The 13,331-nt window shown below is 60.6% G+C and carries 13 protein-coding genes; 1 reads left to right on the forward strand and 12 read right to left on the reverse strand.

The features are described 5' to 3' along the window. The first annotated feature begins 103 nt into the window (after nucleotides 1-103). On the forward strand, nucleotides 104-634 hold the full coding sequence (locus AC5YUO_RS01900) for an outer membrane protein assembly factor BamE (protein WP_400812082.1): 531 nt from the start codon (nucleotides 104-106) through the stop codon (nucleotides 632-634). Between the two features lie 76 nt (nucleotides 635-710). Here the strand turns inward: AC5YUO_RS01900 and AC5YUO_RS01905 are convergent, their stop codons facing one another. The 12 genes from AC5YUO_RS01905 to AC5YUO_RS01960 form a co-directional block, all read right to left on the reverse strand. Further along, the gene (locus AC5YUO_RS01905) at nucleotides 711-2,849 is read right to left on the reverse strand and encodes a sodium-translocating pyrophosphatase (protein WP_400812081.1); all 2,139 of its coding nucleotides are present in this window, start codon (nucleotides 2,847-2,849) and stop codon (nucleotides 711-713) included. A gap of 216 nt (nucleotides 2,850-3,065) precedes the next feature. Next, nucleotides 3,066-4,289, reverse strand: coding sequence for an MFS transporter (locus tag AC5YUO_RS01910; RefSeq protein WP_496154060.1), 1,224 nt, complete (start codon nucleotides 4,287-4,289; stop codon nucleotides 3,066-3,068). Nucleotides 4,290-4,310: 21 nt separating this feature from the next. After that, nucleotides 4,311-4,808: a transcription antitermination factor NusB gene (gene nusB / locus AC5YUO_RS01915; RefSeq protein WP_010971444.1), complete on the reverse strand. Its 498-nt coding sequence runs from the start codon at nucleotides 4,806-4,808 to the stop codon at nucleotides 4,311-4,313. 4 nt (nucleotides 4,809-4,812) lie between these two features. Beyond that, nucleotides 4,813-5,259, reverse strand: coding sequence for a 6,7-dimethyl-8-ribityllumazine synthase (locus AC5YUO_RS01920; RefSeq protein WP_020809943.1), 447 nt, complete (start codon nucleotides 5,257-5,259; stop codon nucleotides 4,813-4,815). Nucleotides 5,260-5,434: 175 nt separating this feature from the next. After that, entirely contained in the window at nucleotides 5,435-6,067 is a 633-nt protein-coding gene (locus AC5YUO_RS01925) for a LysE family translocator (protein ID WP_496154061.1), read from the reverse strand. A 295-nt stretch (nucleotides 6,068-6,362) separates the two neighbouring features. Continuing rightward, nucleotides 6,363-6,974 (reverse strand): riboflavin synthase, encoded by a 612-nt coding sequence (locus tag AC5YUO_RS01930; protein ID WP_496154062.1) that lies wholly within the window; start codon nucleotides 6,972-6,974, stop codon nucleotides 6,363-6,365. Next, complete coding sequence (ribD, locus tag AC5YUO_RS01935) at nucleotides 6,974-8,218, reverse strand: bifunctional diaminohydroxyphosphoribosylaminopyrimidine deaminase/5-amino-6-(5-phosphoribosylamino)uracil reductase RibD (RefSeq protein WP_496154063.1); 1,245 nt, start codon at nucleotides 8,216-8,218, stop codon at nucleotides 6,974-6,976. Before ribD ends, AC5YUO_RS01930 begins: the two co-directional genes overlap by 1 nt. Before the next feature lie 2 nt (nucleotides 8,219-8,220). After that, entirely contained in the window at nucleotides 8,221-8,700 is a 480-nt protein-coding gene (nrdR, locus tag AC5YUO_RS01940) for a transcriptional regulator NrdR (RefSeq protein WP_003502218.1), read from the reverse strand. Nucleotides 8,701-8,712: 12 nt separating this feature from the next. Further along, nucleotides 8,713-10,002 (reverse strand): serine hydroxymethyltransferase, encoded by a 1,290-nt coding sequence (gene glyA / locus AC5YUO_RS01945; protein WP_496154064.1) that lies wholly within the window; start codon nucleotides 10,000-10,002, stop codon nucleotides 8,713-8,715. A gap of 393 nt (nucleotides 10,003-10,395) precedes the next feature. Further along, nucleotides 10,396-11,727 carry a L,D-transpeptidase family protein gene (locus AC5YUO_RS01950; protein ID WP_496154065.1) on the reverse strand — a complete coding sequence of 444 codons (1,332 nt, stop codon included), beginning with the start codon at nucleotides 11,725-11,727 and terminating at the stop codon, nucleotides 10,396-10,398. Between the two features lie 364 nt (nucleotides 11,728-12,091). Continuing rightward, entirely contained in the window at nucleotides 12,092-12,601 is a 510-nt protein-coding gene (ldtR, locus tag AC5YUO_RS01955; RefSeq protein ID WP_026363448.1) for a transcriptional regulator LdtR, read from the reverse strand. Nucleotides 12,602-12,835: 234 nt separating this feature from the next. Next, nucleotides 12,836-13,273, reverse strand: a complete 438-nt coding sequence (locus tag AC5YUO_RS01960) for a DUF6163 family protein (protein ID WP_400812066.1) — start codon at nucleotides 13,271-13,273, stop codon at nucleotides 12,836-12,838. Nucleotides 13,274-13,331 lie beyond the last annotated feature (58 nt).

Genomic DNA, 13,331 nt, shown 5'->3' on the forward strand with positions numbered 1-13,331 from the left:
GGAAAGCATTGAATTTGGGGAGTGATCGGGGTTTTCCGTCCCCGGATTGACACAATCATGTGCACAGACACTGTGCACCACGCAATGCCGGAAGGTGCCATTCATGATCGCAGTCGGGGAAAAGCAGTTGAGCAAGCAGAAATCCGCAAGTCACGGCAAAATTCTGAGCAAGACCGCCATCGCAATCGTGCTCGCATCCGGCCTGCTTTCCGCCTGCAGCAGCACCACCGATGTCTTCCATAACGGCTACGTCATGGACGAGCAGTCGCTCCAGCTGATCCCGGAAGGTTCGAGCCGCGAGCAGGTTCTGCTGACCATGGGCACACCCTCCACCACCGCGACCTTCGGCAACGAGGTGTTCTATTACATCTCGCAGAAGCGCGTGCGCCGCGCCGCCTTCATGAAGCCGGCGCTGGTCGAACAGAACATTCTCGCGATCTATTTCAACAAGGACGGCGTGATCGAGCGCAAGGCCAATTACACGCTGCAGGACGGCAAGGTCTTCGACACGATTTCGCGCACCACGCCGACCGGCGGCAAGGATTTGACCTTCCTGCAGCAGCTGCTTTCCGGCGGCACCTCCGGCGCCAACATCGCCAAGAGCATTCTCGGCTCGGGCGACAACACCCCGTAACGTCGGAGAGAGTGGAAAATTCAAAGGCCCGGGGATCGCTCCCCGGGCTTTTTTTGTCCCTCAATGCCGCATGTCCTCAATGGGCAAGAACCGCCAGCAGCAGCAGCGCCACGATGTTGGTGATCTTGATGGCCGGGTTGACGGCGGGACCGGCGGTATCCTTGTAGGGATCGCCGACCGTATCGCCCGTCACCGAAGCCTTGTGGGCGTCCGAACCCTTGACGTGGCGCACGCCGTCCTTGTCGATAAAACCGTCCTCGAAGCTTTTCTTGGCATTATCCCAAGCGCCGCCGCCTGACGTCATGGAAATTGCCACGAACAGGCCGTTGATGATGACGCCGAGCAGCGATGCACCGAGTGCTGCGAAGGCCGACGCCTTGGAACCCGAGATCAGCAGAACGCCGAAATAGACAACGAGCGGCGCCAGAACCGGCAGGAGCGACGGGATGACCATCTCCTTGATTGCCGCGCGGGTCAGCAAATCCACGGCCTTGCCGTAATCGGGCTTTTCCGTTCCGGCCATGATACCCGGCTTTTCGCGGAACTGGCGGCGCACCTCCTCGACGATCGAGCCCGCCGCCTTGCCAACGGCCGTCATGGCGATACCGCCGAAGAGATAGGGGATAAGGCCGCCGAACAGCAGGCCGGCAACCACGTAGGGGTTGGCGAGGCTGAAGGAGATCTCGCCTATGTCCTTGAAGTAGGGATAGGTATCACCATTGGCGGCGAAATAGGACAGGTCGTTGGAATAGGCCGCGAACAGCACCAGCGCGCCGAGACCGGCCGAACCGATGGCATAACCCTTGGTGACGGCCTTGGTGGTGTTGCCGACGGCATCCAGCGCGTCGGTCGCCTTGCGCACATCCGGATCGAGGCCGGCCATTTCGGCGATGCCGCCGGCATTATCCGTCACCGGACCGAAGGCGTCGAGCGCCACGATCATGCCGGCAAGGCCGAGCATGGCGGTGACCGCGATGCCGGTGCCGAACAGGCCGCCGAGCTGGTAGGTTCCGATGATGCCGCCGACGATGACGATGGCCGGCAGCGCCGTCGATTCCAGCGAAACCGCAAGGCCCTGGATGACGTTGGTGCCATGGCCGGTAACCGACGCCTGGGCGATGGAGTTGACCGGACGCTTGTTGGTGCCGGTATAATATTCGGTGATGACGACGATCAGCGCCGTGACGACGAGGCCGACCAATCCGCAGAAGAAGAGGTTGGTGCCGGTGATCTCCATTCCGGCGACGGTGCCGATCGTTCCCCAGCCTATCGTCGCATAGGTGGCAACCGCAAGGCCCACCACCGAGAAGACACCGGTGGCAATGAGGCCCTTATAAAGCGCGCCCATGATGGAATTATTGGTGCCGAGCTTTACGAAGAAGGTACCGGCAATCGAGGTCAGGATGCAGGCGCCGCAGATCGCCAGCGGATAGACCATGGCGCTTTCCAGCACCGGTGTTCCGGCAAAGAAGATCGCGGCGAGAACCATGGTGGCGACCACGGAAACGGCATAGGTCTCGAAAAGATCGGCCGCCATGCCGGCGCAGTCGCCGACGTTGTCGCCGACATTGTCGGCGATGGTTGCGGGGTTACGCGGGTCGTCCTCGGGAATGCCGGCCTCGACCTTGCCGACGAGATCGCCGCCGACATCGGCGCCCTTGGTAAAGATGCCGCCGCCGAGACGGGCGAAGATGGAAATCAGCGACGCGCCGAAACCGAGCGACACCAGCGCATCGATCACCTCACGCGAGCCGGCCGGATGGCCCATCACCGCGGTGAGAATGTAATAATAGATCGAGACGCCAAGCAGCGCGAGGCCGGCCACCAGCATGCCGGTGATGGCGCCCGACTTGAAGGCGATGTCGAGACCGGCGGACAGGCTGTGCGAGGCGGCCTGCGCGGTGCGCAGGTTTGCGCGCACGGACACATGCATGCCGACGAAGCCGGCAACGCCCGACAGCACCGCGCCGACCAGGAAACCGATGGCGGCCATGGATGAGAGAAGATACCAGGCCAGAACGGCGACGATCAGGCCGACGATGGCGATGGTGAGATACTGACGGGTGAGATAAGCTTGCGCACCTTCACGGATATAACCTGCTATTTCACGCATGCGCTCATTGCCCTGATCGGCATCAAGAACGCTCTTGGTCGCCCATACCGCGTAAACCACGGACAGGACACCGCATAAAATTACTATGGGTATTACGGTCATGCGCACTTACCTCCCAAAAGGCCGGGTCTCACTCCCTCCCCGGCGCGGCGAACCATGTGCAGAGGGAGACGGACGGCCTGTCCGAAATCCCCTATTGGGCATTTGTTCCCCTCCCAAGGAAAAATGTCCTCGCACGGAGATTGCGTTGGCGCGAGGTCTCGCGTCAAGCCCACAAATTTGCCTGAAACTTGAAAGGGGTAGAGTGCGGCGCGCGACTCAGGCGGCTTTTTTGCGCCTTGTCAGAAGCAGGGAGAGGACAAGCACAAGGCAAAGCCCCGCAACCGGCCAGATGACGAGGTTCATCACCGACCAGCCCCAGGCCGTGAACACCTTGCCGGACGAAAAGGACGACAGCGCCACCGTGCCGAACAGCACGATATCGTGGAAGCCCTGCACCTTGTCCGCCTCATGCGGGCGGTAGCTGGAGGTGATGATGGCGGTTGCGCCGATGAAGCCGAAATTCCAGCCAAGCCCGAGCAGAATGAGCGCCGCCCAGAAATTCCACAATTCTATGCCCATATGGGCGACGACGGCGCAGGCCATCAACACGATGAGACCAGCCGCGACGATTTTTTCCGCGCCGAATCGGGAAATCAGCATGCCGGTGAAGAAGCTCGGAGCGAACATGGCCAGAACGTGCCACTGGATGCCGAGCGTGGCGAGTTCCGTGGGGAAGCCGCAACCAATCACCATGGCGAGCGGCGCGCCCGTCATCATGAAGGTCATCAAGGCGTAAGAGCCTATGCCGCAGATCATGCCGGTAACGAATCGCTGGGTGCGGACGATTTCCGACAGGGGTCTCACCGCTTCCGTATGGGCGGACGCCGCCTTCGGGTCGGGCAGTTTCAGGAATGACAGAATGGCGATCGAGACGAGACCGAGCGGCACCAGCGCGATGAATGCGCCGGCAAAAGTGACCGGCGCAAGCAGGTCCTTGCCGAGAATCGCCAGTTGTGGCCCAACAATGGCGGAGATGATGCCGCCCGCCAGAATCCATGAGATTGCCTTAGGCTTGTAAAAGGACGGCGATGCGTCGGCCGCTGCAAAGCGGATTTTCTGCGTGAAGCCGCCGGAAATGCCGATCAGCAACAGGCCGATGGCAAACAGCCAGAAATCCGAGCGGAAGAGCGCGACGGCGGCGATGCCGCCGCCGATGGAGCACATCAGCGCGCCGACCATGAAGCCGGCCTTGCGGCCCAGGAAACGGGATGCAGCCGCAACGCAGATGGCGCCGAGTGCCACGCCGATATTGAAGCCGGTGAGCGGCGCCGTCGCGAGCGACTTGTCGGCGCCGAGCAGCTGATAACCCGCGAGCGCGCCGACCGAGAAGCTCAAAGGCGCGGCCGATCCCATGATCGCCTGCGCCATGGTGAGGAGAAAGACGTTGCGCTTCGCCTCGTCCAGTTGAACCTCTAGTCCGGGGACGGAAACCGCGCTCATCTCTTCCTCACCTGCCTGTTATTAGCGTTTTGCCTCGCCGCGCACCTGCTTGGCGATGCGGTCCAGAACCGCATTCACCAGCTTGGGCTCGTCATGTTCGAAGAAAGCGCGGGCGATTTCGACATATTCCGTGACGATGACGGCAACCGGCACGTCCTTGCGCTCGAGAATCTCGAAGGTGCCGGCACGCAGGATAGCGCGCACGGTGGCATCGAGACGCGACAACGGCCAGTCTTCCAGAAGGGCGGAGCGCACCAGCGGGTCGATCTTCGTCTGGTCGCGCACGACGCCCGAGACGATCGAACGGAACCACGAAGGATCGGCCTTCAGATAGGTGTCACCATCGACTTCCTGGCCGAGACGGTGCGCCTCATATTCGGCAACGACTTCCATCACGCCGGTTCCGCCGACATCCATCTGGTAAAGCGCCTGCACGGCCGCAAGACGGGCCGCGCCACGCTGGTTGGCGGGCTTTACCGAAGGCTGGCGCGGTTCGCCGCCGTTTTCAACATCCGACATGCGTTCAGCCACCCAGTTTCTTTTTCAGCTCGATCATGGTGAGCGCCGCGCGGGCAGCAAAACCGCCCTTGTCCTTGTCGGAGCGGCGCACGCGCGCCCAGGCTTGCTCGTCATTTTCGACGGTGAGGATGCCGTTGCCGATCGGCAGCGATTCGCTGACGGCGAGATCCATCAGGGCGCGGGAGGATTCGTTGGAGACGATATCGAAGTGATAGGTCTCGCCGCGAATGACCATGCCGAGCGCGACGAAACCGTCATATTCGGTACCGTCATTGTCTGCACCATCGAGCGCCATGGCGATTGCGGCGGGGATTTCCAGCGCGCCCGGAACAGTGATGACGTCATAGGTGGCACCGGCCTCATCGAGCGCGAACTTCGCGCCTTCGAGAAGGGCATCCGCCATATCGTCATAAAAACGTGCTTCCACGATAAGAAGATGGGGTTTGGACATGTGAGGGTTCCTGGGGATTTTCCCGAAAAGCTTTACGCCGGATCATACCGGCATTTGCGGCGGTCAAACCACGGCTGGCCGTTTTTGGCAAGTATTTTCATGCATTGCCCGCGCAGCATGACCCGTTTGCACGGGCTGCTGCAAGGCTGAATGTCTGTGCGGCAAGGCTGAAAAATCAGCTTTTCTGAAAAGCCAGATGCACGCCAAGTCCCATCAATACCGTTCCGGCGGCGCGGCGGGCCAGTGCCTGCACGGCACTGGACCTTTTCAAACGCCCGACCATGGCGCCCGCCAGAAGCACGCCGACGAGATCGGCGGAGGAGAAAATGAAATTGACGGCGACGCCGAGGATCAGGAACTGCAGCCAGACCGGAAAGGCGGCCGCCGGATCGACGAATTGCGGCAGGAAAGCCAAAAAGAACAGGGCGGTTTTCGGATTGAGCACATCGACGATAATGCTGTCGATGAAAGCCCGACGCGCCGATTTCGGCTCGATGGTCAGATTGACAGCCTCGCCTTCCATCTTGCTGCGCAGCATCGAAAAACCGAGCCAGATGAGATAAAGCGCGCCACACAGCTTCACCGCGAGGTAAAGCCACGGCACCGCCTGAAACAGCACCGAGAGACCGGCAGCCGCCGCGAAGATGTGGAAATAGCAGCCGACATGGATACCGAGCACCGCCATCAAGCCGGCAAACCGGCCACGCGCCATGGTTTGCGCGGCCGCATAAAGCATGGCCGGGCCGGGAATATAGGCAAACAAAGCGGTGGTGATGAAAAAGGCTGTCAGCAATTCAAAAGACGGCATGATGTAATTCCCCTACCCCGTTTGGCCAGCAGTCGATTTCAGGCGACCGAGCGATATCTGTATAACCTTCCACGTTCGACCGGAAGTGTGGCGGCGACCGACACCGAATAAGATCAAACTCGCGGCTCCTCCTCCGTCATGCCGGACTTGATCCGGCATCCAGCCGACGCGCGTCTGCGCGGCGAGAAGAGTTGTTTCAGCCCAAGGACTTAGGCTGGCTGGATTCCGGCTCAAGGCCGGAATGACGGGAGAAGGAAGAGTCCGCGAACACAATAAAGCGCCGAGCCTTCTCAGCTTACGCAGACGGAAACTCCGCAAGCCTTGCGGCATAACGGGCCATCGTATCGACCTCGAAATTGACGAAATCACCCGGCTGGCGTTCACCCCAGGTGGTGACGGCAAGTGTGTGACGGATCAGCAGCACGTCGAAATCGGTGCCTTCAACGGCATTGACGGTGAGCGAGGTGCCATCGAGCGCCACGGAGCCCTTGGGGGCAACGAATTTCGCCAGATGCTCCGGTGCGCGCAGGCGAATGCGCACCGCCTCACCTTCCGATTCGACCGACAGGATTTCCGCCCTGCCATCGACATGGCCGGAGACGATGTGGCCGCCGAGCTCGTCGCCGATCTTGAGCGCCCGCTCCAGATTGACATGCGTACCCTTCTGCCAGCCTGCGATCGTTGTCAGGCGCAGCGCCTCCTCCCAGGCCTCGACCTCGTACCAGCGCTCATTGCTGCCATCTTCCGGCAGCTTCGTCACCGTCAGGCACACGCCGCCATGGGAGATCGAGGCGCCCATATCGATGGTCTTCGGATCGTAATTGGTCGCCACGCGCAGGCGGACACCCTCCGGCAGCGCTTCCAGCTCGGACACGGTTCCGACATCGGTGACAATTCCGGTAAACATCAAATCGGCCTTTCATAATCGAAGCAGCGATCCGGCCCATAGGCTATCTCGCTGACCAAAGCATAATCGCCCGTGATATCGGCACGGCGAAGCGGCGTTTCAATGCCGCCTTCACCGATCACGACAGGGCTTTCGAACAGCATGATACGGTCCACCAGCCCCGCTTCAAGGAATGATTTTGCGGCAAAGGCGCCGCCTTCGACCAGAAGTTCCGACATGCCGCTTTCGGCGAGGATGTGCAGGAGGTTTTCGAGCGACGGGGCTTCGAGGATCTGGACGCCGGCGTTGGTGAGGAGTTGGCGGCGGTGGTCGGGGTTACCCCCCTCTGCCCTGCCGGGCATCTCCCCCTCAAGGGGGGAGATCAGCAAGGGGCTATCCCCTCGTTCAAATAGCGACCCCGGTCCACCCTCTCTGAAGGTCGATGCCGGAAGGACCGACGCTCCATCGATCTCCCCCCTTGAGGGGGAGATGCCCGGCAGGGCAGAGGGGGGTAAAGCGGCAACCACTACCGGAACTTTACGCGCACTCCGCACCAGCTTCGACGTCAGCGGCAACTCAAACTGCCGATCCAGCACGATCCGCACCGGCGAGCGGCTCTCCATGCCGGCAATGCGCACCGTCAATTCCGGATCATCCGCGATCGCAGTGCGAATACCGACAAGAATGCAATCGCAACGCGCTCGCAGCTCATGCACGGCATGGCGAGCCTCGGGACCGGTGATCGCCACCTGCCCCTCGCCTTCCCGGCCAATCATGCCATCGGCGGAAACAGCAAGCTTCAGAATCACATGCGGACGTTTTTTCATCTGGCGTGTGAGGTAACCGGCAAGCGCCCTCTTGCCCTCATCGCGCAGCAGACCGGTTTCCACGACGATGCCGGCATCGCGTAAAATCGAATAACCGCGGCCCGAAACGCGCTCATCCGGATCGTCCACCGCCACCACGACACGGGCGACACCATATTCCACCAGCGCATTGGCGCAGGGCGGGGTCTTGCCCCAGTGGGAACAGGGTTCAAGTGTCACATAAGCGGTAGCACCGCGCGCCGCCTCGCCGGCGATTTCCAGCGCTTGCCGTTCGGCATGCGGCCGGCCGCCAATGGCGGTTACGGCTTCGGCAATGATTTGCCCGTCCTTGACGAGAACACAGCCGACCGAGGGGTTGGTCAGCGTCTGGCCCTGGTGGCGAAGCGAAACCTCGATGGCCCGCGCCATGAATCTTTCGTCATCGGCACGGCTCGTCACATCTATGCTCCACCATCCGTATCACGGGCGATCTTGGCGTTGATTTCGGCAATCACGTTTTCAAAATCCTCGGCATGGCTGAAATCGCGATAGACCGAGGCATAACGCACGAAGGCCACGTCATCGAGGCTCTTCAGCGCTTCCAGAACCTGCAGACCGATTTCTTCCGAGGGAATTTCCGTCTCGCCGGAGCTTTCGAGACGACGGGCAATACCTGACACGGCCCGCTCGATCCGGTCGCGATCGACCGGGCGCTTGCGCAGCGCGATCTCGAAGGAGCGCACCAGCTTTTCCCGGTCGAAAGGCAGCTTGCGGCCGCTTTTTTTGATGACCATCAGCTCGCGCAGTTGCACGCGCTCATAGGTCGTGAAGCGGCCGCCGCAATCGGGGCAGATGCGCCGCCGACGGATGGAGGTGTTGTCCTCCGCCGGACGCGAGTCCTTGACCTGTGTGTCTTCGGAACCGCAAAATGGGCAGCGCATCGTCTCTTGTCCTTACATGTACGGATACATCGGGAAACGGTCGGTCAGGCCGACGACCTTTTCACGCACAGCAGCTTCGACGGCGGCATTGCCCTCATCCGAATTGGCAACCTTCAGACCATCGAGAACCTCGACGATCAGCTTGCCGATTTCGCGGAATTCCGCTTCCTTGAAACCGCGCGTCGTGCCTGCCGGCGTGCCGAGACGGACACCGGAGGTGACGAAAGGCTTTTCCGGGTCGAAAGGAATGCCGTTCTTGTTGCAGGTGATGTAGGCGCGGCCGAGGGCTGCTTCCGCACGCTTGCCGGTGGCGTTCTTCTTGCGAAGGTCGACCAGCATCAGGTGGTTGTCGGTGCCGCCGGAAACGACATCCAGACCGCCTTCGATCAGGGTTTCGGCCAGTGCCTTGGCGTTCTTGACGACCTGCGCGGCATAGTCCTTGAATTCCGGCTTCAGCGCTTCACCGAAGGCAACGGCCTTGGCGGCGATAACATGCATCAGCGGGCCGCCCTGCAGGCCGGGGAATACGGCCGAGTTGAACTTCTTCGCCAGATCCTCGTCATTGGTGAGGATCATGCCGCCACGCGGGCCGCGCAGCGACTTGTGCGTCGTGGTGGTGGCAACATGGCAATGCGGGAACGGCGACGGATGCTGGTCACCGGCGACGAGACCGGCGATGTGGGCCATATCGACCATCAGGTAAGCGCCAACTTCATCGGCGATCTCGCGGAAACGCTTCCAGTCCCAGACGCGCGAATAGGCGGTGCCGCCGGCGAGAATGAGCTTCGGCTTGTGTTCCTTGGCTTTGCGCTCCACTTCGTCCATGTCGAGAAGGTTGTCGCCTTCGCGCACGCCGTAGGACACGACGTTGAACCACTTGCCGGACATGTTGACCGGCGAACCATGCGTCAGGTGACCGCCCGAGTTGAGGTCGAGACCCATGAAGGTATCGCCCGGCTGCAGGAGCGCGAGGAACACGGCCTGGTTCATCTGCGAACCGGAATTCGGCTGGACGTTGGCGAAGTTGACGCCGAACAGCTTCTTGGCGCGCTCGATGGCGAGTTCTTCAGCGATGTCAACGAACTGGCAGCCGCCGTAATAACGCTTGCCCGGATAACCTTCCGCATATTTGTTGGTCATGATCGAACCCTGCGCTTCGAGCACAGCGCGGGAAACGATGTTTTCCGAGGCGATCAGTTCGATCTCGTGGCGCTGGCGACCCAGTTCCTTCTCGATCGCGCCGAAAATATCCGGATCGACTTCGGCAAGCGGACGGGAGAAGAAAGCATCTGTGTTCGACATGGTGAAGGCTCCTGAAACAGTAATGCGATGGCGTCTTAGCGCCCTGCCCCGACAAGAGCAATACGGGCAGCGAGATTTGCCCGTCAAACTGCGACGTTGCGACAAAAAACGACAGATGTTTTTATGAAAGCAGCGGTGAGACGAGAAAAAAGCCGCGTCCGTCGGGAAAGACCAGAATTACGAGTAAAGGCTACGACCTTTTCTCCCGTCATGCCGGACTAGATCCGGCATCCAGCCACGGCGCGTCTGCGCCGTGAAGGGAGTTTTTCGCGATCAAGGACTTGATCGCACTGGACCCCGGATCAAGTCCGGGGTGACGGCATATGAGGACCACGCCGCACCCGGTGGAGCGCTGGCATCCAGCCGGGGTGAAAAACTGACGGCTAAGCCCTATCAGTTGCGCGGCAGCAGATCGTCGTCCACCGCACCGGCCGGCTGCTCCATGCCTGACGTGGTGTTGAGCGCCAGCTCGGCATTGCCGTCCTTGCCGTAGATATCGTCGCGGAACTGCACCACGCCGTCCTTCGCCGACCATGCGGTGATGTAGACGAAATAGACAGGCACTTCCTGCGCCAGCTTGATCGGCGTGTTAACCCGGGTGGCGATGACGCGTTCCATTTCCTGACGCGACCAGCCGGGCGTGTCGCGCAGCAGCCAGCTCGTCAGGTCGCGCACGTTCTGCACGCGCACGCAACCGGAGGATTCGAAACGCATCAGCTTGTTGAACAGGCCCTGCTGCGGCGTGTCGTGCATATATTCGTTGTTCGGATTGTGGAAGTTGATCTTCGTGGACGACATGGCGTTGATCTTGCCGGGGTCCTGACGGAACATCAGGTTCGGGGCCTTCGGGGCGAACCAGTCGACCGCGGTCGGCGAGACTTCCTGTCCCTTGCCGTCGATGAGGCGGATGTTATTGCGCTCCAGATAGGTCGGATCCTTCTGCATCAGCGGCACGATGTCCTTTTCGACGATCGAGCGCGGCGCGGTCCAGTAGGGATTGAGGATGACTTCGTAAATCTTGGAATTGATCACATGGGTCGGGCGGCTGGCGCGGCCGACGACGGCGGTGTTGCGCAGCACGACGCGTTCGTTTTCAACGGCTTCGATGGCGGCGGCCGGGATATTCACCATCAGGTGACGCTGGCCGAGATCGCCGGACATGGACTGGATGCGCACGAGGTTGGTCTGCAGCTGCGCCAGACGGATCTGCGCGGAAACATTGAGCGCCTTCGTGGTGTATTCGCCGCTGACGCCGTCAGCCGGAAGGCCGTGGCGGGCCTGGAAACGCTTCAGCGCGCCATCGACGTAAGAATCGAAGGCGCTGGAAATGCCGGCTTCGCGCGGCAGGTCGCCGGATACCATCAGTCGCTGACGCAGCGCCTGCACGGAAGGATCGGAGACGCCAATCTGCAGACGCTGCTGGGACGCCGGCACTTCCGGCCAGCCGCCATTCTGCACGATCTGCTGATATTGCATGATCGCCTGCTGCATGTAGACAGGGGCTTCGCGTCCGAGAACCGGATTGTTGGAAACGACGCCCACGGCCGAACGCGACGTATTGGCGTCGAACTGGTCATCCCAGTTGCCGCGGCGCGAAGAGCCCATGAGATCGTTGAACGCATCCTGCGCAAAGGCCGGCGCGGCAAGTGCTGCTGCACCAACGGAAACGGCCGAACGCAGAAGCGCGCGGCGCGATACGGAATCGGAAACGGATTTCTTTGTCATTCTACCTACCAGCCACTCTCTTCGGCATTCTCAACAATGCCTAAATCAATATGATTAACAAACACGTACAACGTGTCTGCCGGCTGGTCATACTCAGCACCCATCGGTTGGGCGCACTTGTCTGGCAGAACAGTCGGGACTTGCCGCGACAGCAGGAGAAACAGCCGGCTCCTTCATCTTTGCCGGTCCCATATCAATATGGCCGATTCGTGTCACGGCCCTCACCTCACGAAGCTTTGTTCGCCTGAGAAACAGGGCGAAGGCTTGACGAAGGGACGGGCTTGACAGGCAAAACGCGCGTCGCGGAATCCGCAAGCCGGGAGCAAAGGATGCCCCCGGCTTAAACAGTGAAACCGTCGCGGTATTACAGGCGGTAAGCGATCGAGTCGTTCCAGAAGCGATCCAGGCGCTGCAGCAGCTTGTTCATTTCGGAGAACTCGCCGGTGCCGATGCCGCCGACCTTTTCGATCGAACCGACGTGGCGTTCATAAAGGCGGGCAACCGTTTCGGCGATTTCCTGGCCCTTTTCCGTCAGGCTGATGCGGACCGAGCGGCGGTCGACACGCGAGCGCTGGTGGTTGATGAGACCGAGGTCGACCAGCTTCTTGACGTTGTAGGAGACGTTCGAGCCGAGGTAATAACCACGCGAACGAAGCTCGCCGGCCGTCAGTTCGGAATTGCCGATGTTGAACAGCAGCAGGGCCTGAACGGCGTTGACGTCATCGCGACCCTGACGGTCGAACTCATCCTTGATGACATCGAGGAGGCGGCGGTGGAGACGCTCCACCAGATGCAGCGACTCCATGTAGAGCGAGCGGATGGTATCTTCATGTGCATCGGCAACAACGGCCTGCGGCTTAACTTTGCTATTGATCATGACTGCCTCACTGTTTTGTTTGGCGGTGTGTTTGTTTGTCTCCCGCCTTGAGTGAGAACCTAATCAATGCGCATAAAATTCTACTTAAAAGCTACGATTAACAAATGGTTACGTGCATTTTCCCTGGAGGGCCCAACTTGTGGCGAAGCGGGAACGGCTCAACGTCACCCATTACAAATCAATAGCTTAGCCGCGAAATATGGCCGCAAATCAGGCCGAATTGCTTTATTCTTATGGTAAATCAATTCTTGCGCGTTCTTCATTCTGGCGGTGATCCAGCCAGAAAGCGACCAGGAATAGTATATAAATGGTTGCCACAAGGCCGTGCATGACGGGGACCAGCGTGTTGGCGCCGAAGATATGCGGCCACACCTTGTACATGGCGATCTGCGCGCCCGCGCCCATGACCCACATGACGGCGCCCCAGGAGGCGCCAAGCCAGAGACCGAGAGCCGCGACCGGGAAGATAACCGCCAGCGCGGTGCCCGCCACGCGCCATGGCAGGTTCAGCATATCGAAGCGTCCATGGCCTCCAAGCGAATAGCCCGTCAGCATTGCCCAATATTGCAGGCCGAACCAGAAACAGGAAACCGCGACCAGCCTCATGAAGACCAGAAAGAGGATTTCCGTAAGCGGGCGTTTCGGCAAAGGTTGAGAATCAGGTTCCATGGCCGGAAGATACGGTCTCGGTGGGCGGGCGACCAGTCCATATTGAATCCCGCCGCCT

It is taken from the genome of Agrobacterium sp. LEGMi-208b (assembly GCF_059511785.1).